Below are 20,232 nucleotides of genomic sequence, written 5' to 3' on the forward strand. Positions count from 1 at the left end.
CTAGGGCAGATCAACCTGGATGTCGTCTTCGCTGCCCAGGTGAGTGGTTTTGACCCAGCGCAACCGCTTGGGCCGTACCGATAACCGCATCGTCATCGTAGCAATCACTAGCAGCCAGTGCAGCATGTAAAGATTGCCCCAGAGCGTTTGCAAGCCGCTTACCCACACCGACTGCTGCCGGGTGCGCCGCAGTCCGCAAAACATTCCCACCATCGACAGCGTCAGGGCCAAGCTCGATACCGGCAAAAACAGGGGCAGCCGATGTCGCAGCACCGCCATCACGAAGTCGGGTAGGGCCACCGTAGGCAACCCATACTGAATCACCCAAAAAGCAGCCATGTCGAAGGTTTTCGCCGGGGCTAGTCGGTGCTGGGCAATCAGTCGCCAATAGTCGAGGTAGCGCTGGTAGCCCCCTTCGGCCCAGCGATTGCGCTGGTGCCACAGGCCTAAGGGCCGTTCGACCCCTTCTTCGCCCACGGCAGGGTGCAGCAAAAACTGAATCTCCCAGCCGCCGAAGTGTAGGCGCAGCGTCAAGTCGAGGTCGTCAGTGATGGTTTCCTCATTCCAGCCACCGCACTGGGCCAGGGCCGCCCGCCGAACAAACTGGCCGTTGCCCCGCAGTTCGCCAATACCGCCTAGGCTAATGCGCTGCTGCTGAAAGTAGCTGTCGAGCGCCATCTCGGCCTGCTGCCCCCGAGTCCAGAGGTTTTTGGCTCGGTTGACGACGGCTTTTTGCATTTGCACCGCCCCCACATCGGGCTGATCGAACATCGGCACAATGTGGCGCAGCAGATCCCTGGGTACCCGAGCATCGGCGTCAAAAACGCCGATGATGTCGCCTTTGGTGTCGGGCCAGACCTGGTTGAGTGCCCCCGACTTGCCGCCGCTGGCCCCGGCACTGCGCCGCAGCACCCGCAGCTGAGGATAGCGATCGCGGAGGGTTTGTAGACGACGGGCCGTGCCATCGGTACTGTTGTCGTCAATAATCCACACCTCATAACGACAGGCAGGATAGTCGATCTGACACAGAGCCGCCACCAGAGGTTCAATGACGGTTTCTTCATTCTTAGCGGCCACCAGCAACGATACGTAGGGCCAAGTCTCCCAGGCATCGTTTTTAGCGGCAGAGTAGTCAGCAGGATGGCCAACCGGGTGGTTAACTGGGGGCAGAGGGGCTGGAGACAGCACGGGTCGGGCCAGCAAAATGCGGAGAGCATGGGTCGTCAGCAACGCCGTCAACCCGAGCACCAACCAGGTGCCCCAAGACACCAGGTGGAGCACAACAGTGGTCCCCCACAACACACTTAAGGTTAGGGCAGCCTTTGATCGACGACCGGAAAACCCTGGAAAATCTTCGATTTCTAACTCGTTAAGCGGTGTAAAAAAGCGTCCGGCGGCAAAGCGTTCAGGAATATCAGCCATGAACTCAGGTAGTGAAGCACGACAAAAACGGCAACGGCCAGGTTGCCACGCCTGGAGAGAATACCTTACCCCAAGCATGCCCCTGGCCCAGGTCTATCATCCCCGATTTTGCAAGAAAATTTTGGTGATACCCCTAGCACCATCCTAGGGAATGCTAGCTGTGTGTAAAAAATCATCGGCCAACCGGGCAGGGTAGGTATCTAGTATCCTAGGCAGCTAAACCCGATGAACGCCGACCTGAATCGTTTGTTAGAACTCGACTTAAGGCCAGACTCATGAGTATGACGTTTGAGGCAATTCAGCCCGCAGGTAAGCAAGATATCAGTGTTTACATGCCCTACTACCAGGGCAGTAAACGGAATGCGCTGCCCTACGCCATTTCTCTCTATAAGCAGGGCAATTTGGAGGGAGAGCGGCAGATAGAAGGCAGCAACAGCATTGCCTTTGTAGCGACCTGGAATGTCTCGGTGCTACCCGCCGACCTGACCCGCTGTCGCATGCAGTTTGATGATGATAACGATCTGAGCTACGAGATCACCATGGCGACCTTTGAGTTTGTTGACTTTTTGTTTGACGTCATTGTGGCGCTGCGGCAAAAGCGCCCAGCCGATTTTTCCCAAGGATTTTACCGAAAACTTCTGCGGCTAGACGATTAGGCTACTTCTCTTTATGTATAGGCAGAGGGTTTTACTGAGGCCTAACGCTCACATCCGCTAAAGTGGCAGAATGATTGTGGTACTGTGCCTACTGGCATCATTCATCTGGTGCTGGGTTGCTGTACGGCGGCGACGCCTGGCAATCAGAGAGCAGTGCCTTGCCCCCACAGAGGAGTTGCAGCGTGCCCAGTTTAGCAAAGCCCAATTCAGCAAAACGTTTAGTGATTGGCTCAACCGAGTCGTATAGCGGCAAATCGGCGGTGTTACTGGGCGTTGGGCTCCAACTTCAGGCGGCAGGGATGGATATTGGGTTTGGCAAACCCATGGGTAGTTCGATCGGCGGCGATGCAGCCGATCCTGATCTCGACTTTATTGTCGAAACCCTGCAATTGCCAGCAGCCCGGTTTTATCCGCCATCAATTTCATTGACTGAGGCTGCGGTAGCCGATCGCCTGGCGCTCGATGGCCAAGCGCCAACTCATTACAGCCTGCAGGGCTACACCGAGCACCGGGGAGAAGATCTGCTGCTGCTCGAAGGCCCCGGCAACCTGACAGAAGGGACGCTGCTGAGCCTGTCTGTGGCCCACATTGCGGCGGATATTGATGCAGCGGTGCTGCTGGTCACCCGCTACGATTCGCTGCTGCTGGTCGATCGCCTGTTGGCAGCTAAAGCTCAGCTTGGGGCACGCCTGATTGGGGTCATCGTCAACGATGTACCTCCAGATGCGGCTGAGGCCTGTGCCGAGCTAGCCCGGCCCTTTTTAGAAAGCCAGGGCATTCCGGTGCTGGCGCTGCTGCCGCGATCGCCGATTATGCGCAGCGTTACCGTGCGCGAAATTGTGGCCCGTCTCAACGCCGAGGTGCTCTGCTGCCCCAACCGCCTTGACCTGATGGTAGAGACGCTAACCATTGGGGCCATGAACGTCAATTCGGCGCTGCGATACTTCCGCAAAGCTACCAATATGGCGGTAGTAACCGGGGGCGATCGCACCGACATCCAGTTTGCCGCCCTAGAGACCTCCACCCAGTGCCTGGTGCTAACGGGCCAAATTCCTCCGTCCCCAGAAATTTTGGAGCGAGCCTCTGACCTAGAAGTGCCCATAGTCTCGGTCGATTCTGACACCCTCTCTACGGTAGAGCGCATCGACGAACTATTTGGCCAGGTGCGCCTGCACGAGCCCATCAAGGTACAGTGCATTCGAGAGCTAATCGCCACTCACTTCGATATGGAGCGGCTGCTGCAGCTGCTCGACCTCAAGCTGCCCGTATCGGCTAGCTAAGCCCGCCCGCCAGACGGGCTTCTCTCGTAGAGCCTTGTCTTACCCTCGCCTTCTGATACAATTAAGCGCGTTATTCTCGCATTCGGTGCAGCCTTTGAGTCAGTCCATTGAAGCGTCGTCGCTCGAATCCGCTAAAGTCGACACGTTTTTGCAGGAACTCGCGGCTATTCAACAGTCGGGGTCTAAGCGGATAGCCATTTTAGGGTCGCGCCATGTGCCTATTACTCACCAGCAGCTGATTGAGCTGATGACCTATGCCCTGGCCCTGGGGGGCAACCGGATCATTACCTCCGGGGCCACTGGTACCAACGCCGCTGCCATTAAGGGGGCGATGCAGGCAGACCCAAACCTGCTCACGGTAATTTTGCCCCAGAGCCTGGCCCGCCAGCCTCGCGAGTCACGCGATCAGCTAGAGCAGGTGATGCACCTGGTCGAGAACCCTGCCAACGATGCCATGTCTCTCGCTGATGCTAGCTCTCAGTGCAACCAGGAAATTATTTCTCGCTGCCAGCAGCTGGTCTGCTTTGCCTTTCATGACAGCCATACGCTGCTCAAAACCTGCCAAGATGCGGAAGACCAGCGCAAGATTGTAACGCTGTTCTACTTCGACTAAACCGTTATTCAGATTGGATTCTCATGGCATCTGTTTTGATCATGCCGGGGTTTTTGCTGGTCAGCATTGGGCTGGCGGCGCTGCTGGTATACCTTCCGTTTTTGGTTGTTGGCTACGGGCGATTTACGGTGGGCTACGACCAGGCGGCACCGCGAGCGATGTTGGCTAAACTGCCTCCCTACGCTCAGCGGGCCACCTGGGCCCACGAAAATGCTTTTGAGTCGATCATTTTGTATGCCCCGGCGGCGCTGATGGCCTATGTTACCGAGCAGCAGTCGGAGTTGGCCTTGGGAGCAGCGATCGCCTACCTGATCGCCCGCACCCTGTACCCGGCAGCCTATATTTTCAATGTGCCGATTGGGCGATCGCTGATGTTTGCGGTTGCCAACCTGAGCACGTTTACCCTTTATTTCTTGAGCTGTCGGTCGGCCTTGATGTAGTCTGTTGGTGCGCAGATACCCTACATTGTCCTATGGCTTCTAGCTATTCTTTTGATATCGTCAGCGATTTTGATCGCCAGGAGCTGGTCAACGCCCTCGACCAAACCCGACGAGATGTGACCGGCCGCTACGACCTAAAGGATACCAAGACCACCCTCGACCTGGGGGAAAGCAGCATCACCATTGAAACCGCCAGCGATATGACCCTCGATGCGGTAAAAGATTTGCTGCACCAGAAGGCGGCGAAGCGTAATCTATCTCTGAAGATTTTTGAGTATGGCGATGTGGAAGCTGCAAGCGGCACCCGCGTGCGGCAGACGGTCACCCTCAAAAAGGGCATCGAACAGGATATGAGCAAACAGATTACCAAGCTCATTCGCGACAACCTCAAGAAGGTCACTGCCGCTATTCAGGGAGACGCCGTTCGGGTGTCGGCTAAATCGAAGGATGATTTGCAGCAGGCTATGCAGCTGGTAAAACAGGAAGACTGGCCGGTAGCGGTTCAGTTTACCAACTACCGTTAAATTCGGCCTGAGCACTTAATCGCTCATTTAATTACTCAAGGGGCATAGGCGATCGCCCCAGCTTGGGCAGGCTAAGGACAGCTATCCGCCGGAGCTGCCTATGACCGCCGAACTCAGTAAAACTGAACTGGGCACCCTGGGAGAAACCCTGGTGGCCAACTGGTTGCAAACTCAGGGCTGGCGACTGTGCGATCGCCAGTGGCACTGCCGCTGGAGCGAACTCGATTTGGTTGTAGCCAAAGGCCCGGCAAATCGTGACGGTCAGATTGCTTTTGTGGAAGTCAAAACTCGCAGCCAGGGCAACTGGGACGCCTACGGTCTGATGGCGATTACCCGCAGCAAGCAGGCCAAGCTGTGGAAAGCCGCCCAGCTTTATTTGCTCAAGCATCCCCAGTGGGCCGAGGCCACCTGTCGCTTTGACGTGGCCCTAGTGGCCTGTCGGCGTCAGGTGGGCGGGGCACCACCCACCTCACTCAATTCAGCTTGTCAGATGACGTTGGACGATCGCCGCTACCTAGTGCTGCAAGACTACATTGACAACGCCTTCGACGTACCCGGTCGGTAGATTAGAACAGCGCAAAAAGTATTGCACAGAGCACCGGACGGCCAAGCCTTAAGTAAATAATAACGCTCTATTAACAGCATCTCGCCAGTTATAGCCTAAGCTGCTATGTAGAGGTGTAGTCGTTGTCCTGCCTCTATCCCTAGCGTCTGCATCCACCCAGTGGGCTAGAGCAGGCTCAATAGCGTACGCCATAGCCCGTTGTTTCTCTGGGAATACCATGACCAAGTTTGCTATTTTTGTCTGCCCAACCGGCACCCTGGCTGAGCAGATCAAGCAGTTTCTGGCCCAGAGTGGTGATGCTCAAGGCACCAGTAGAGCCAAGGGCTCTGTGCCTGGCTTTACCCTAATTGAGGGTTTCGAAGAACAGGGCAGCGCGGCTCCAGTCTATACTCAAAGCCTCGATCGCGCCTTTAACCGGGGGCTAAAATCACGCCCTTCCCCGGTAGTGACTATGGATGGAGTGGTGACCAAGCCCGATGGCTGCGGCATGGCCATCACGGCTCCCTGGCTGAAGCAGGTCATGGTCAATTTTGCCTGCACGGTCAAGTCGCCCACCCGTAAAATGCCCCTCCGCATCCAGGATGAGCTCGGCATGCCTTTAGCCTGTGGGATTGACAAGAAGCAGGTCAATGCCATCGTCGCCCAGGCCGAGGCCGCCATTGACTGCAAAACCCCTACCCAGTGGGAAATGCGGTTTTACCAGCGATCGCCCAACCAGGAATGGGTTTGCCACCGCAGCTGGGATCTAGGCGATAGCCAGTCCTCGGTAAACTAAAGGGGTCTTGCATAACCTGCTATCTTGGCGATCGCCCCCGAGTCTAACCCTGCCATCCCTCACACTACGCTGGTGCTGGCCATGAGCCTAGACGGCAAAATTGCCGATGCCCAGCGAGGGGCAGCCCGGTTTTCATCCCCAGCTGATTTGGCCCACCTGGAGGCCCAGGTAGCGGCGGCGGATGGCGTGCTGTTTGGCGGCGGCACCCTGCGGGCCTACGGCACCACCCTCAGCGTGCGCAATCCCGAATTACTGGCGCAGCGACGGCAGCGAGGGCAGTCCGATCAGCCTATTCAGATTGTCTGGTCGCCCTCGGGACATTTAAACCCCAAGCTGCGTTTCTTTCGGCAGCCGGTGCCTAGGGGCTTAGTCACCACATCGGCGGGAGCCGAAGGCTGGAAGACAGACCAGTTTCAGTACATTTGGACAATACCCGAGGACAAGACCCATCCCTGGGACTGGGTTTGGGTTTTAGCCCAGCTCAAGCAGGCTGGCATCAATACCCTGGCGCTATTGGGGGGCGGTGGACTGGCCGCAGACCTACTGCGCTGCCGCTGTATCCACGAAGTGTTTATTACCGTGTGCCCGCTGATTTTGGGCGGCACGATGGCTCCAACGCCAGTGGAGGGGGCCGGATTTTTAGCGGATCTCGCCCCCCGGCTCACGCTGCTATCTAACCAGACGGTGGGCGATGAGGTGTTTTTGCACTACCGGGTACTGTCCCCTGCATAGAACTACAAATTCCTTTACCCTGGAGAATAACCACCGTCCCCTACCGGCTAATCACCTATGGGCTACCCCGCTGTGCCGTCGCTAACCGCCACCTGGCTGCGTTCTATTGAAGAGGTGCCCGAAGCGGTGTGGGATGAGCTAGCTTTGCCCCTGGCCACGCCTTTTTTGGAGTGGAGCTGGCTACACAATATGGAGCGATCGGGTAGCGTAGGGGCCAATGCGGGCTGGCTGCCCTGCCACCTCGCCCTCTGGCAAGGCAAGACCCTGGTGGGGGCGGCCCCCATGTACCTGAAGGGGCACAGCCGGGGCGAGTTTGTGTTTGACCACCAGTGGGCCGACCTGGCTGAGCGACTGGGGGTCGAGTATTACCCAAAATTGCTGGGCATGTCGCCCTTTACCCCAGCGGAGGGCTACCGATTTTTAATTGCCCCCGACGCCGATGAAGCGGTGATCACCCGAGCGATGGTCGAGGTAATTGATGACTTCTGCGATCGCAACACCATCTCCGGCTGTCACTTTCTCTATGTTGATCCTCAGTGGCGAGTCGCGATGACCCAGCTGGGTTTCTCAGAATGGTTGCACCACAGCTACGTGTGGCAAAACCAGGGCTTTCAAGACTTTGACGACTATTTGAGTATTTTTAATGCCAACCAGCGCCGCAATATCAAGCGCGAGCGCAAGTCGATGGCAACAGCAGGCCTGCGCCTGGAAGCGATCGCGGGTGACGCCATTAGCAAGCCGTTGTGCAACCAGATGTACGACTTTTATGCCGACACCTGCGACAAGTTTGGCTGGTGGGGCAGCAAATACCTGAGCCGCAAGTTCTTTGCGCTGCTGCACCACGACTACCGCCACCGCATGGTGTTTTTTGCGGCCTACGGTGAAGACGACAGCGACCCAATTGGCATGTCGTTTTGCCTGACTAAGGGCGATCGCCTCTACGGTCGCTACTGGGGCTCTACTTTAGATTTCAACAATCTGCACTTCAACGCTTGCTACTACGCACCGATTGAATGGGCGATCGCCAACGGTATTACCTCGTTTGACCCAGGAGCTGGGGGTCGCCACAAAAAACGGCGCGGGTTTCCGGCCCTGGGCAACTACAGCCTGCATCGGTTTTATGATACTCGTTTGGCCAAGCTGCTAAATCGCTACATTACCGAAGTCAACGATCTAGAGCAGCAAGACATTGATACCATCAATGCCGAACTCCCCCTCAAGCTGCCTTAGGGATTGCGCCTTGAGGATTGTAATTCCTCCCCAACTGGGCACCCTAGAGCAGCACAACGCTGCTGGGCAGGGCAAGTAATGGGTAGGGGCAGTGGCAGAACTGGAGAACATTGAGCGCAGCCTGCGAGATCTGGCACCGGCTGACCTCTACGCAGCCCTTTGGGTTGACCCTTCTGCCCAGACCTTGAGCAAGGTATTTAATCACTTGCGCACGCTACAGCACGTGCTGATTGACTATGTGCCGCGAGATGTGTCTCAGCAGCCCCCTACCAGTCCACGGGTGCGCCACCGCTGGCACCAGGGCAGCCTGTTATTTACCGATTTAGCTGGGTTTACCCCCCTGTTTGCCGCCAATGCAGCGGCTGGGCGCGCCGGGGCCGAGGCTCTGCTGGCCATCATCAACGCCTACTTTGCCCAGATGGTAGAGCTGATTAGCAAGGCTGGCGGCAATCTGCTGGAGTTTACCGGCGATGCAATGCTGGTGCAGTTTTGCCACGAAGCCTATCAGTCTGACAATGGCGAGGCAGAAATGATCCAGGCTATTTATGCGGGACTGCGGATGCAGCGAGCCATGGCCAATTTTGCCCAGCTTGAAACGGCCCAAGGTCCACTATCATTACAGATGCGGCTGGGCATTCACCCTGGGCCATTTGTAGCCGCCGATATTGGCACCCCCATGCGCCGCGCCCACGTACTGCTGGGCCAAACGGTGCTAGTGGCCAAACAGACCGAGGCAGCCGGGACTGTGGGCCGAGTCTGCCTCAGCCAAACGGGGTGCGATCGCTTGTCGGCCAGTTTGCGCCTGCGCCTGGAGCCGAATACCGCTGGTGGTAGCCTGGTGGTAGACGACCTCAGTCCTGAAACCCTGGGTGAATACGGCCTGACGCTAAACCGCCGCCGTGCGGCTAGCTCAATATTGTTTGACCGCAGCGTACCCGGCCTGATGCAGGAGATTGAGGCCAGCCTGCAGGCCCTTGAGCCCCTGGCCAGCTATCTACCGCGATCGGTACTGCAGCTGCTGGTCAACACTGCGGCGGCTCGCCGCATTCCGCCTGCGTTTCCGACGGCGGCAGTAGCCTTTGTCAACCTGATTGGCCTACCCGAGGCAGTAGACGCCGACTATCCCAACGATACCGACAGCGTTGTCAGCTGTTTTTCCCACGCCTTTGCCCTGATCAACGGGGCGGTAGAACGGCAGCGCGGCATTTTGCAAAAGGTCACCTATCACTCCATTGGCTCGGACCTACTGATTCACTTTGGTGTGCTCAATCCTGAGACTGACGCCCCCCTACGAGCAGCTGAGACCCTGTTGGCTATTCGCGATTTGGTGGCTCAATTGCGCCCCCCTACTCGCCAAGGCCAGCCATTGCCAATTACCTGTCGCATGGGCCTGACCTACGGCCAGGTCTTTGCCGCCGAAATTGGTGAACCCCGAGGGCGGCGAGAGTTTAACGTGCTGGGCGATACGGTCAACACCGCCGCACGATTGATGAGCTACGCCGCTCACAACCAAATCCTGCTGGATGCGGCAACCCATCAGGCGCTTGCTCTCGACGCTGCCTACGACTGCCGGTTCTTGGGGATGCTGGCACTGAAAGGTAAGGCTATTCCCCAAGCGATCTACAGTTTGGCCAGCCGCCCTTAAGATTGGGCCAATGGTGGGTCACTGGTTGGGAAGAGTGAGGTAGATGGCCTAACGCGCTACCATAGAGAACCTTGACCCTGTACAGGCCGCGATCGCTGCGCCATTCTGCGATGACTCTCCCCTCTAGCACTCAGCCTATTGATAAAGCCCAGCGCCAGGCCCTCGATGACCAACTCTCGAAGCGCTACATCGAGCTAGACCCCGGTGGCTACTTTTTAATTTATTTGGATGTAGAACAGGGGCTAATTTGCGCCAAGCACTTTGCCAACGTCATCAACGACAAAGGGCTTGCCTGCGACCCGGTTACAGGTAAACCTCTACCCGTACGAGGTACCGTAGAACGGGTGCCCACCCGTACCTACAGCGGACGCACCGCCAAAGAACTCTGTATTGCCATTTTTGAAGACCCGGTTAACCCCTGCCCCATCACCTATCTAGACCATGCGGCCTACCTGGGGCGCGAGTTTGCTCGGGCCGAAGCCGCTCTCTCAGCAGGCGAACCCTATATTCAAGATTAAACGCAAAGGGCAAGGCTGTAGAACCGAGTCCGCTGCGCGTCGTCAGCTCGCGCCAATAGTATGTCGCCTGAAAACAGGTCAGCCCAGAGTCGGGCTTAACGGCGACAAAATCAACTGACAGGGGACGTTACTAACCAAGCTTTGACCAGGTTGGGCCGTCAGCAAGCAGAGCGATCGCCTCTAGCTAAAGCTTTTGCACCAGCTTCATTAACTAACCCCTTGGCATCGACTCAATGGACCCGAGAGGCCAACAGCTGTTCCTCTAGAGCAGCGATACGATTGTAAGCCGCCGTTAGCTGGGCTGTCAGTCGCTGAATCTGCACGTCTGGGGAGAAGGTAGTCTCTGTATTTTGGCGATCTAAGTCTAAATAACTGCTGTCTAGCAGAACATCTTTGTGCTCGCAGACACTGTCTAGCAGGCCAGGATTGTGTCGAGAAGACTTACCATAGGTGAAACGCCCGAACCCAGCATCGTCGGGTGTAATGGCACAGGCCTGGGTCGCAATTAGCGCAGAAACCTGATCGTTAACCTGATCAATCATGTGATGCAGGGAGTCAATCTTGTTTGTCAAAAGAATGACTTGAGTTTGGATAGAGTCCATGCGACGCTCTGGTTTTTAATTTTCCCCATCATCCTAGACTCCACTTTATGGATTACGGCGGGTCTCCTGAATCATTTAACCTTTATTAGCAAGGCTACGTACAGGAGCTAAAACCCCTGACGAGACTAACTTTCAGCCTGAAAAGCAGTGAAGATAGGGTTTGCTTTGTAAACTTATCACCCAGGCTTGTTACATGCTGACGTTAACCAACCAGGGCCTATTTAATAGCTCATTTCACTTAAGAAAAATTAGATGTTTAGCTCGAAATTCCGATGATTAGGTGGGCTCAAGCGAAGTCATCCTCTAGCTTTGGAGAAGCTAAATCAGCCTGGAGGATGCTGGGCCTGAGCCACTTTTGCTCCGCCTTTCAGGAAATTAAAGGGCTGACTAAAATGCCGATAAAGGCAATCGCTCCCAGCCCGATCAAAACATAGGCCACCATCAGGGCCGGAGATCGCCGCGATCGATAAACCAAATCGTTGCGCTGAATGCGCTGCAGCTGATGGTTGTGGTCGAGGGCGGCACCGAGCAGGGCAAACGTGCCCAGAGCCACAAATGACAGCCCTAAAACGCGAGACAGCGGCAACGGGTTAACGGTATTCCCCAGGGTTTGATAGATAGCTGCAACAATGCGCTCAATCCCAAAGCCAAACCCAATTAGCGCCAGCGAGGTACGAATCCAGGCCATCAGAGTGCGCTCTTCGGCAGCACGATTGCGCTCTTTGGCCAACTCGGTAGCCGGAGTTGGGCCTGGGTTAGACGTACTCATAGCAGCACCAGGTCACAGCAGCAACAGCCTCGATACAGCAGCCAAACCCTAACCAAAGTACCGTACTCTCAGATTAGGGACTCGCAAGAAAATAAGGTACCTGCTGATCGGACTTCGACTTCGCTCAGCCCTCGATCACTGAAGGTTGATCGAAGTCGAAACCTGGCTATCTGGTACGCCATTAACCCGCAGAGCCCTTAGTTATCAGATTAGCTAAATTTTGCGCCCAGACAGCACTCAGCTGCTGCGACTGACTCACTAGCATTAATACAGGTTTAAGGCACTAGCCCATGAGTGACATGCCACAGCCCCAGCTGGTAAATACCACCAACGAACTGGCCCGCGAACGTAACCGCGCTGCTGCCGAACGCACCCTCAATGCCTGGACCGGGATTTGTCTGAGCCTGATCGGGTTTGGGGTCGCCTTTGATCAAATTGGCCGCAGCCTCAGGCGGCAGGCGACAGTGACCACGGCAACCCCAGCACTGGTTGGCATCGGATTTGTGGGGGTGGGGGTTTTGCTACTGGGGCTAGCGCTGGTTCAGCACCGGCTGGCCATGAGCGCCATTGAGCAGCAAAACTATGTGCTACTGCCGAGTCAGACCTTAAATCGTTGGGCGATGGTGACCGTTGTGCTGGCGGGAGTAGCGGGGCTAGGGGTCACTCTCCTGTGGCGGTAGCGGCGGATGGGCCATCACTGTAGCAGGTCTAGCCAGAGCCAGCCCAAGGCCACCACCCCGATCGCTAAAATCGCCAGGCCAGTCGCTTCAGCTAAAGACCACCGAGGTACATATAGATAGCGAGGCGATCGCAAACGCGCCCTTTCCGCCTGGTAATCGGCTAGGGCAAAGACCAGGCACAACAATCCCAGCCCAACGTATACCAGGCTCAGACCGTAGGCCCATGCATCGATATGGCGATCGCCAGGAGAGAGCGCTGCCAAGATTTGCTCCAGACCAACGCCAAGGCTGATCAAAGTCAGGCTACTGCGCACAAAAGATAGCAGAGACCGATCGGCAGCCAGACGGTTGCGATCGCGGGCCAGTTCATCTTGAGCATTGGGCGGGTAGGGGCTCGGCATGGGGCAGGCCCAAAAACATGACGGGGGCAAGGACTGGGCCAAAGGGCTACTGAGGCGCAGCATCGAGGGGCTGACTCGTGCGCTTGGTCCAGTCTTGGCCCACTCGAATAGTAAGGTCAGAACCCAGGTCACCCGTTGACTCCGAGAGTGCCCGGCCCACCCCTAAAAGCGATTCCACCATATGGGCGCTATCGACATCGCCCTGCTGGGCCACTACCTCAGTACGGGCTACAGTGCTGGGCCAATCGCCAATCAGGTAAACATTGCTAAATCCATTTTCGCGCAGGTAGCGAGCCACCGAGGCCGCCTGCTCAGGCCGACCAGAGGCATTTTGAACCGCGATCGCCAAATCGGTCACATAGCGATCCTGAGCATTGTCGGCGTAAAGGCCAACCTCCGCCGCCGCAAAGAAATTTTGCATCACCGCTGCCGAGGCGTCCCAGTTGGGCAGCCAGTAGCTGGCGTTAAACTCTGCCGAGGTGCTAAACCGACCGGGCAGCATAACCATCTGCAGTTGGTCAGACTCAATTTCGAGGCCAAAGTTAGCGATCGCCAGCATTTCTTCCAGCGTGAGGTTGGTATCGACGTAGCGCTGCAGCACCCGAATAGCCTGGGGTAGTTTGGGAATAACCGTGGGATTGGTCAACCGCTCGCGCAATGCTTTAAGCAGCAGCTGCTGACGCTGCACCCGGCCAATATCGCCACTTTCTTTACGGTAGCGAGCAAACTGCTCGGCCTGATCACCATTTAGGGTTTGCCAGCCAGGGTAGAGATCAATATAGAGTCCTTGGGTGCGATCGGTGTACTCCATCCGACTGGGTACATTGACCTCAATGCCTTCGACCAGATCAACCATTTCGCGAAAGGCCGCCGTATTGATGCGAACATAGCGATCGACCTGAATATTGCCCAGGTTGTAGCCCAGGGTCTGAGCGACCAGTTCGGGGCCTCCCAGCACGTTGGCCTGATTGATTTTATCCATGCCAAAGCCCGGTATCTGCACCCGAGTATCGCGGGGAATTGACATGACGTTGAGGGTACCGGCCTCAGCATCGACCCGCACTAGCAGCAGCGTGTCGGTGCGACCCGCAAATACCTCGTCCGAGGTGGGTTGGGCATCAGGGACTTCATCGATTCCCATCACCAGGATATTGACCGGCCGCGTTACCTGGTAGCGAAAGCCCGCCTGCCACAGATCGCCCAAGTTGGCAGCCTGGTTGGTACTACCACCTAGAAAGCCTGGCAGCGGCACCGATAGGGCGATCGCGGCCCCTACCATCGCTGAAACGGCTGCCGTACCGACAAATACACTACCCCACAGCAAAGCGTTGAACGTTCGCCGGGCGGCGCTAGGTTGATGGCCGAGGTTTGTCGCGGCAACCACATGCTGCGACGGATAGCTAACTGAGACAACCGGCTCAGCCTGCTCAACACTGGCAGATAGATCGGGACGGGTAGAGCTGTCTTGCTGAGACTCGACGTTTTGCGAAGGGGTTGTCATGAATACCTACTTAAGCTGCTGCGACGCCCTACCAACATAGCCCCTGTTACGACATGCCACTGTAGCCTCAGCATGGGTTTTATCAAGCCAAAATAAGGCAGGTCAGGGTTAGACTGCACCGCCCTCACAAGCAGGTCCGGATCCGACTCTAAAACCCTGCTAAATCTTCGCAGCAGGTTGATGTGTTAATCAATATTAAGCGAATTGTGCCCTGAATTCTTCTACAAAGGGATAGGATTGAGCCACTTATGCAGGTGGATTTGATGGCAGCGATCGCGCCGAAGTGTCTCTGGGCCAGGGCTGAAGCCAGCGCTCAAGACTTTCCCAATGCCGTCTGTAGTCCGTCATAACTCCTTAATCTTTAAACGGCGTAGAAACAACGTAATTACTATGGCTGCACTTATTCCTATTATTTTGGCTGGGGGCAAAGGCGAGCGATTTTGGCCCGTTAGCCGACTGGCGCGCCCTAAACAGTTTTTGTGCCTAGACGGCAGCGATCGCAGCCTGCTGCAGGCCACCGCTGACCGCCTGCTACCCCTGTCTGAGGGTTGGGAGAATATGTGGGTGATTACCGCTGCCCACCTGGCCGATCGCGTGCGCGAGCAGTTGCCCGAACTGCCCGAGGCCAACCTGCTGATCGAACCCGTGGGGCGCGACACGGCCCCGGCGGTGGCCTGGGGCACCCTAGAAGTCGCCCAGCGCTACGGCGACGATGCCCTGGTGGGCTTCTTTCCAGCCGACCACTGGATCGCCGATGAAAAGGCCTTTTGCCAGACCCTGCAAGCGGCCGCAGAGCTAGCGGGCCAAGGGGCGATCGCAACGCTGGGCATAGCCCCCACCTATCCGGCCACGGGCTATGGCTATATCGAGCAGGGCCAGGCCACCGGCACCTACGGCTCGCACAACGCCTACACCGTCAGCCGCTTCACCGAAAAACCCGACGCCCCCACCGCTCAAACCTTTATCGATAGCGGTCGCTTCAGCTGGAACAGCGGCATGTTCGTCTTCCCGGCTGGCGTCATGATCGACGAACTCAAAACCCACGCCCCCGACCTGATGCAGGCGCTGATGGCCAAAGGGGTAGACGCTTACCCTGGGCTCGACAAGCTCAGCATTGACTATGCCGTTATGGAGCACACCGATCGCGCCCAGGTAATGCCCGTCACCTTTGACTGGGACGACCTGGGCGACTGGAACGCCGTCGAGCGCCTGCTGAAACAACCCGGCGATCAAAACGTGAATCTGGCTACCCACGTGGCCCTCGATACTACTGGCAGCATTGTCTACTCGGCTGACCCCGACGAGGTGGTCGTCACCATTGGCCTAGAGGACGTAGTGATTGTGCGCGACGGCAACGCCACCCTGATTGTGCGCAAAGACCGCACTCAGGACATCAAAGCCGCCGTCAAACAACTCGGATCCGAAGACCGTTTTCAGCACCTGCTATAGGCTGAATACAGTTTGCTAACCGAGCCCCTTCGCTACGATGCTCACGCGGAGAGGCTCGGCTTTAGGATCCTGGGCCTGTGCAGAATGTTCCAGGTTGGGCAGCGGTTGATATAATTTCGGGATCAGCCGTTTATACCTGCGCTATGCTGCGGATTCATTCGCGGTGTGCGGCAGCTTTGAGCCATGCATCCAACCATTGACGACATTGACTTCCAGGCCCGCCAGGGGAGTGTAGCTGCCATCATTCAAATTTTGAATGAGCACTTTGCGGAAGAAGGCATTCGCACCCGTGCTATTCAAGACAGCGGCATTCTTCAACTGTTGGTCGAAGCGCCCAGCGCCGATGCCCTACCCCGAGAGACCGTGGTCGATCAGGTGCGCCACGTACTGGAGACGATTAGTCCCCGGGGCATTAGCCGAGTCAACATCAACAGCCGCATTGTGCAGGAGCAGCAGCTGCTGTGGCTCGACGAAATCAAGCGCGACCCCGAAAACAGCCTGCTGTGGTCAGAGCCAATTGTGCTCAAGCGGCCTAACCCAGTCGCTCGCCTGTGGCGCGATTTGCGTGCCCCCCGCCAGCGCAACCCCTTCTTAGATGATGTGTACAAGAAAAAGCCGACCTCAAGCAGCAGCGCCTTTTGGCGAGGGATCATTGGCGGTGCCAGTCTGGCCCTGCTGCTGCTGCTAGTGGGGTGGGCCACTAAAGACTGGCTGGGAGTTGATCTAAGGTTGGGCGCACAGAGCGATACGGCTAGCGAAACAGATGCGACCGCCGCCCCAGCCGCCCCAGCCGGACAAGACCCCTTCGTACTGGCGGTGCGCATTGCCCAACAGTCAGTAGAAGACGGGAAGACAGCTTCTACCGCTGCCGAGTGGCTAGATTTAGCCGTGCGCTGGCAGCGGGCGGCCGATCTAATGGCCGAAGTGCCCCCCGAGGATGAGCGCTATCCGATCGCTCAAGATCGGGTACAGACCTATTCTGCCAATAAGGCTATGGCCCTGACGGAAGCCGAAAAGTTTTAGGTTCTGAGATTTTTTGGGGTAGAACCGGGGCAATCGCCAGGCTCTATGCAAGAGCTAGCCAGGTCAATGTAAATAGCGCATAACACCGTAGCTGACGCCTGGGGAGATTTGTTATATCAGAGCTATAGAAGCTCTATGTATTGCCATGTCTACCTTAAAATCTTCGCAGGCTACCTCCGCCCCCTCTACCCCCGCTCGCAACGCCCTCGAAAACCGCGAAGACTTTAGCCTCTGGGCGGAAGCTGTCAAGCAGCAGATGCTAGAAGCCCTGCAAAAGCGTCAGCGCAGCTAGGGCATTATCAAACTTTCAGCCAAAAGATTAATGGTGTTGCTGAATTGAGGCATGAACTTTCGTAAGGACAAACGGCCGTTTGCCCTTACGAAAGGCGTTGAATTTTTGATGCATACCTGAGGTCAGCAACCCCAGATTAATTATTCTCAGAGTGAAAGGGCTGCCAGCCCTGGCCTCGGTAGCCATAGGCAGCTCTATCTGGGTGAAAAATTTCTGCCAAGATCTCTAAAGAATCGACCAGGCGAGGGCCAGGGCGGTTGAAGTACTGGTTGCCATCGGTCAGGTAAACCCGACCCGTTTGCACCGCTTTGAGCGACGACCATTGAGGATGGGCAATCAGCGCTGCACTCTCGCGACGGGTCACGGCCAGGTTATAGCCGCAGGGCATGATCACAATCACCTCTGGGTCAGCGGCAATCAGGTCGTCCCAAGACATCCAGGGGGAGTGTTGGCCGACTTGGCCAAAGAGCGATTTGCCCCCCGCCAGGGCCACCAGTTCGGGCACCCAGTTGCCAGCGGCCATCAACGGCTCTGTCCACTCAATGCAGGCGACGGTAGGGGCTGGGAGGTTAGTGGTGCGATCGCAACAAATCTGCACCCGCTGCTTGAGCCCGGCTAAAACAGATTCCACCTGAACCCGCCCCGTCTCCCCTAGCAGAGTCACCCCAGTTCTATAGATGTCGTCCCAAACGTCGGCCAGGCGGTTGGGAGAAAGCGAAATCAGCTGAGGCTGGCCCTGGGTGAGTTGGGCCACGGCAGCTTCTACATCACCCAGGCTGACGGCACAGACTTCGCACTGGGCCTGGGTAATGATGTGGGTGGGCTGTAGTGCTTCTAGCATGGCGACATCGACCCGGTAAACGCTGAGGGCCGAGGTGAGCAGGTCGCTCACCCGCTGGTGAATTTCGCCGCTGCTGCCCTCGGGGTTAAATTTGGGTGCGGTGCAGACGGGCAAAGCTTTGACAGTGGGCGGAAAGTCGCACTCGTGGCTGCGACCCACCAAAGATTCTTCTAGCCCCAGGCTACAGACAATCTCAGTGGCGCTAGGGATGAGGGAGATGATGCGGAGGGGCGTTTGGGTCATGGAAGATGCCAGTTTTAGACTTCAGACTTATCCCTAACTTAATTATCCCTGCAGCGAGGTGTGGGGACAAATCCTGAATTCTCTAAATTAGAGGCGCAGGAGCGCCATAGTGACAGTCCCAATACGCGAGGAGAATCGCTTCCCTCATCTAATAGTTAGGGGATTGAGGTACTAGCATTGGTAAACGCTGGATAAGCACTGAATCTGGGGTATTATCCAGCACTTTTGACAGATAATATCCCACTACCCATACTTAACCCTCAAATCTACTGGATAACATCTCGAAATATAGGACTTATCCGGCAGATTTGATGTTTAATTTCTTAAGAATTGGGTGTTATCCCGTAGATCTAACAGATAATGCCGAGCACAGAGGGTTTTGTCCAGCGGATCTAATACTTAACTCATAGTTAGCTAGCTCAGTATTCAGTAATTGTTTATCCTAGATCTAGAGAGATGCACGAGATGCACGCTAGGCTCGGAGGCACTGAATGCATATTATCCTTGGAGGTACTGGTAATGTTGGTTCAGCCGTAGCGCGGGCACTGCTCAAACGTTGTGAACCAGTTCTTGTCGTCACTCGCGATCCCTCAAAAGCCGAAGAGTTGTGTCGGGGCGGTGCTGATGTTGCAGTAGCCGATGTGCATGATACGGAAACGCTTCGTAGTATCTTTCGTCAGGGACGGCGGTTGTTTTTGCTCAATCCGCCCGCTGCTCCTTCCTCCGATACGACTGCTGAAGAGCGACGCAGTTTAGCAGCTATTTTGAGCGCGATCGATGGGACAAATTTAGAGAAAATCGTAGCCGAATCAACGTATGGAGCCCAACCTGGAGAGCGAATAGGCGATTTAGGGGTGCTTTATGAAATGGAGCAGGCACTAACGGCCCAACCTATTCCTACAACGATTATTCGAGCCGCTTATTACATGAGCAATTGGCACGCATCTCTACAAGCAGCCCGCGAACAGGGAGTGGTACAGACGCTTTATCCAGAAGATTTCAAATTGCCGATGGTTGCTCCATTAGATATTGGTGAGGTAGCGGCTCGTTTAATGACTGAACCGATCGAGCAAACGGGGCTTCATTATGTTGAAGGTCCCGATCGCTACCCATCACAAGATGTAGCGGTTGCATTTGCGACGGCGCTGGGTCGTCCCGTTTCTGCTGAATCTGTTCCTCGTGACCAATGGTTGGCTATGTTCAAAAGTGTAGGATTCTCAAACGAAGCTGCCGAATCTTTCGCCAATATGACAGCAGTGACTCTTAATGAAGCATTTCCAGACTTCAACTCTGTTGAGCGGGGCGTAACTTCACTGCACAATTATCTCTCGCAGATGGTGCAATCAAGCGATCGCCAGTAAGATGACTGGAAGTCCGCATCCAAATGCCAGCCAGCTAACAAGCGTGGTGCAGCGGATTGTTGTTATCTACTAGTGAAGTTGCAGAGTTCTTGCAACGGCTGACTACGATCGTTAGCTAGCTTAACCCTTGGTCAGGTTAGTGAATAGAGGTTCCTCGCATCTGATGCTAAGTTTATATCAAAACAGCTTAATTTCTGAGCTATAGTTTCGTCCAATTTATGCCTTTATCCTCTGGTCAGACCGAAAAGACTATAGAAGCTATTAATTTTCTAGTTGATCCTTCAAGCAACCGATACGGGCAATTACTTAATTGGCAAAATCTACCTGATCCGTTTTGGCATTATGGGATTGGCTTGTCCGATACTCATATTTTTGATACGGGTCAAGGATTATGCCCTTTTGAGCGGAATGAAGCAAATTTTGTTCTTGGTATTGACCACATTGCCTTTTCACCAGATCAAACCATTAAGCGTCTAAAGCACGCTCTTAGTGTTTTCGCAGATTGGGAATATACCCTACCTGGCTAGAATTGCGAGCATCTTGGTCGATTGATTGCTACCGATCAGCCAAGATGTTATCAAAGTAGTCCTATTTGGTGGCTGTGCGACATGAATTCAGAGGGTGATCATAAAACTGCTCAGCAGGTTTTCCACAGTTACCTGAGCACGGT

Annotated in this window: 23 protein-coding genes; 17 read left to right on the forward strand and 6 right to left on the reverse strand. The window is 55.7% G+C overall.

Features of this window, described 5'->3' with window-relative positions:
• Nucleotides 1-1,422 carry a glycosyltransferase family 2 protein gene (locus tag IQ273_RS01280; RefSeq protein WP_194021305.1) on the reverse strand — a complete coding sequence of 474 codons (1,422 nt, stop codon included), beginning with the start codon at nt 1,420-1,422 and terminating at the stop codon, nt 1-3.
• 281 nt (nt 1,423-1,703) lie between these two features.
• On the opposite strand from IQ273_RS01280, the gene ebsA reads away from it, so the two are divergent.
• From ebsA to IQ273_RS01335, 11 genes are all read left to right on the forward strand, one after another.
• Nucleotides 1,704-2,078 carry a type IV pilus biogenesis protein EbsA gene (gene ebsA, locus IQ273_RS01285; RefSeq protein WP_194021365.1) on the forward strand — a complete coding sequence of 125 codons (375 nt, stop codon included), beginning with the start codon at nt 1,704-1,706 and terminating at the stop codon, nt 2,076-2,078.
• Between the two features lie 182 nt (nt 2,079-2,260).
• Complete coding sequence (locus tag IQ273_RS01290; protein ID WP_313897996.1) at nt 2,261-3,358, forward strand: phosphotransacetylase family protein; 1,098 nt, start codon at nt 2,261-2,263, stop codon at nt 3,356-3,358.
• An 85-nt stretch (nt 3,359-3,443) separates the two neighbouring features.
• Entirely contained in the window at nt 3,444-3,971 is a 528-nt protein-coding gene (locus tag IQ273_RS01295) for a DNA recombination-mediator protein A (RefSeq protein ID WP_397196803.1), read from the forward strand.
• Between the two features lie 23 nt (nt 3,972-3,994).
• Complete coding sequence (locus IQ273_RS01300) at nt 3,995-4,411, forward strand: MAPEG family protein (RefSeq protein WP_228052208.1); 417 nt, start codon at nt 3,995-3,997, stop codon at nt 4,409-4,411.
• A gap of 32 nt (nt 4,412-4,443) precedes the next feature.
• Nucleotides 4,444-4,935, forward strand: coding sequence for a YajQ family cyclic di-GMP-binding protein (locus IQ273_RS01305; protein WP_194021309.1), 492 nt, complete (start codon nt 4,444-4,446; stop codon nt 4,933-4,935).
• Between the two features lie 100 nt (nt 4,936-5,035).
• Nucleotides 5,036-5,500, forward strand: a complete 465-nt coding sequence (locus IQ273_RS01310) for a YraN family protein (RefSeq protein WP_194021312.1) — start codon at nt 5,036-5,038, stop codon at nt 5,498-5,500.
• A 217-nt stretch (nt 5,501-5,717) separates the two neighbouring features.
• Nucleotides 5,718-6,275, forward strand: coding sequence for a hypothetical protein (locus IQ273_RS01315; RefSeq protein ID WP_194021314.1), 558 nt, complete (start codon nt 5,718-5,720; stop codon nt 6,273-6,275).
• Between the two features lie 81 nt (nt 6,276-6,356).
• On the forward strand, nt 6,357-7,007 hold the full coding sequence (locus IQ273_RS01320) for a RibD family protein (RefSeq protein ID WP_194021384.1): 651 nt from the start codon (nt 6,357-6,359) through the stop codon (nt 7,005-7,007).
• A 57-nt stretch (nt 7,008-7,064) separates the two neighbouring features.
• Nucleotides 7,065-8,237 (forward strand): GNAT family N-acetyltransferase, encoded by a 1,173-nt coding sequence (locus tag IQ273_RS01325; protein ID WP_194021316.1) that lies wholly within the window; start codon nt 7,065-7,067, stop codon nt 8,235-8,237.
• 91 nt (nt 8,238-8,328) lie between these two features.
• Nucleotides 8,329-9,882: an adenylate/guanylate cyclase domain-containing protein gene (locus tag IQ273_RS01330; RefSeq protein WP_194021318.1), complete on the forward strand. Its 1,554-nt coding sequence runs from the start codon at nt 8,329-8,331 to the stop codon at nt 9,880-9,882.
• A gap of 110 nt (nt 9,883-9,992) precedes the next feature.
• Nucleotides 9,993-10,400: a DUF4346 domain-containing protein gene (locus IQ273_RS01335; RefSeq protein WP_194021385.1), complete on the forward strand. Its 408-nt coding sequence runs from the start codon at nt 9,993-9,995 to the stop codon at nt 10,398-10,400.
• A gap of 230 nt (nt 10,401-10,630) precedes the next feature.
• Here IQ273_RS01335 and IQ273_RS01340 read toward each other — a convergent pair whose 3' ends face one another.
• Both IQ273_RS01340 and IQ273_RS01345 read right to left on the reverse strand, forming a co-directional pair.
• The gene (locus IQ273_RS01340) at nt 10,631-11,002 is read right to left on the reverse strand and encodes a hypothetical protein (protein WP_194021320.1); all 372 of its coding nucleotides are present in this window, start codon (nt 11,000-11,002) and stop codon (nt 10,631-10,633) included.
• 367 nt (nt 11,003-11,369) lie between these two features.
• The gene (locus tag IQ273_RS01345) at nt 11,370-11,771 is read right to left on the reverse strand and encodes a YidH family protein (protein ID WP_194021321.1); all 402 of its coding nucleotides are present in this window, start codon (nt 11,769-11,771) and stop codon (nt 11,370-11,372) included.
• A 290-nt stretch (nt 11,772-12,061) separates the two neighbouring features.
• Here IQ273_RS01345 and IQ273_RS01350 point away from each other — a divergent pair, with 290 nt between their 5' ends.
• Complete coding sequence (locus tag IQ273_RS01350) at nt 12,062-12,451, forward strand: YidH family protein (protein ID WP_194021322.1); 390 nt, start codon at nt 12,062-12,064, stop codon at nt 12,449-12,451.
• Between the two features lie 14 nt (nt 12,452-12,465).
• Here IQ273_RS01350 and IQ273_RS01355 read toward each other — a convergent pair whose 3' ends face one another.
• The gene (locus IQ273_RS01355) at nt 12,466-12,852 is read right to left on the reverse strand and encodes a YidH family protein (RefSeq protein WP_194021323.1); all 387 of its coding nucleotides are present in this window, start codon (nt 12,850-12,852) and stop codon (nt 12,466-12,468) included.
• Nucleotides 12,853-12,898: 46 nt separating this feature from the next.
• Nucleotides 12,899-14,353, reverse strand: coding sequence for an LCP family protein (locus IQ273_RS01360; RefSeq protein WP_194021324.1), 1,455 nt, complete (start codon nt 14,351-14,353; stop codon nt 12,899-12,901).
• A gap of 390 nt (nt 14,354-14,743) precedes the next feature.
• Between IQ273_RS01360 and IQ273_RS01365 the strand changes: the two genes are divergently transcribed.
• The 3 genes from IQ273_RS01365 to IQ273_RS01375 all read left to right on the forward strand — a co-directional run bounded on the left by IQ273_RS01365 (nt 14,744) and on the right by IQ273_RS01375 (nt 17,117).
• On the forward strand, nt 14,744-15,802 hold the full coding sequence (locus tag IQ273_RS01365) for a mannose-1-phosphate guanylyltransferase (protein ID WP_194021325.1): 1,059 nt from the start codon (nt 14,744-14,746) through the stop codon (nt 15,800-15,802).
• A 183-nt stretch (nt 15,803-15,985) separates the two neighbouring features.
• A complete protein-coding gene (locus IQ273_RS01370) occupies nt 15,986-16,825 on the forward strand; it encodes a hypothetical protein (protein ID WP_194021326.1) in 840 nt (279 codons plus the stop codon).
• A gap of 145 nt (nt 16,826-16,970) precedes the next feature.
• Nucleotides 16,971-17,117: a hypothetical protein gene (locus IQ273_RS01375; RefSeq protein ID WP_194021327.1), complete on the forward strand. Its 147-nt coding sequence runs from the start codon at nt 16,971-16,973 to the stop codon at nt 17,115-17,117.
• A 136-nt stretch (nt 17,118-17,253) separates the two neighbouring features.
• On the opposite strand, the gene IQ273_RS01380 is transcribed toward IQ273_RS01375, so the two are convergent.
• Nucleotides 17,254-18,201, reverse strand: a complete 948-nt coding sequence (locus IQ273_RS01380) for a cobalamin-binding protein (protein WP_194021328.1) — start codon at nt 18,199-18,201, stop codon at nt 17,254-17,256.
• 491 nt (nt 18,202-18,692) lie between these two features.
• On the opposite strand from IQ273_RS01380, the gene IQ273_RS01385 reads away from it, so the two are divergent.
• Nucleotides 18,693-19,562: an NmrA family NAD(P)-binding protein gene (locus IQ273_RS01385; protein WP_194021329.1), complete on the forward strand. Its 870-nt coding sequence runs from the start codon at nt 18,693-18,695 to the stop codon at nt 19,560-19,562.
• Nucleotides 19,563-19,780: 218 nt separating this feature from the next.
• Entirely contained in the window at nt 19,781-20,089 is a 309-nt protein-coding gene (locus IQ273_RS01390; RefSeq protein ID WP_228052210.1) for a hypothetical protein, read from the forward strand.
• Nucleotides 20,090-20,232: the final 143 nt, after the last annotated feature.

The sequence above is a fragment of the Nodosilinea sp. LEGE 07298 genome, assembly GCF_015207265.1.
Lineage (GTDB): Bacteria > Cyanobacteriota > Cyanobacteriia > Phormidesmidales > Phormidesmidaceae > Nodosilinea.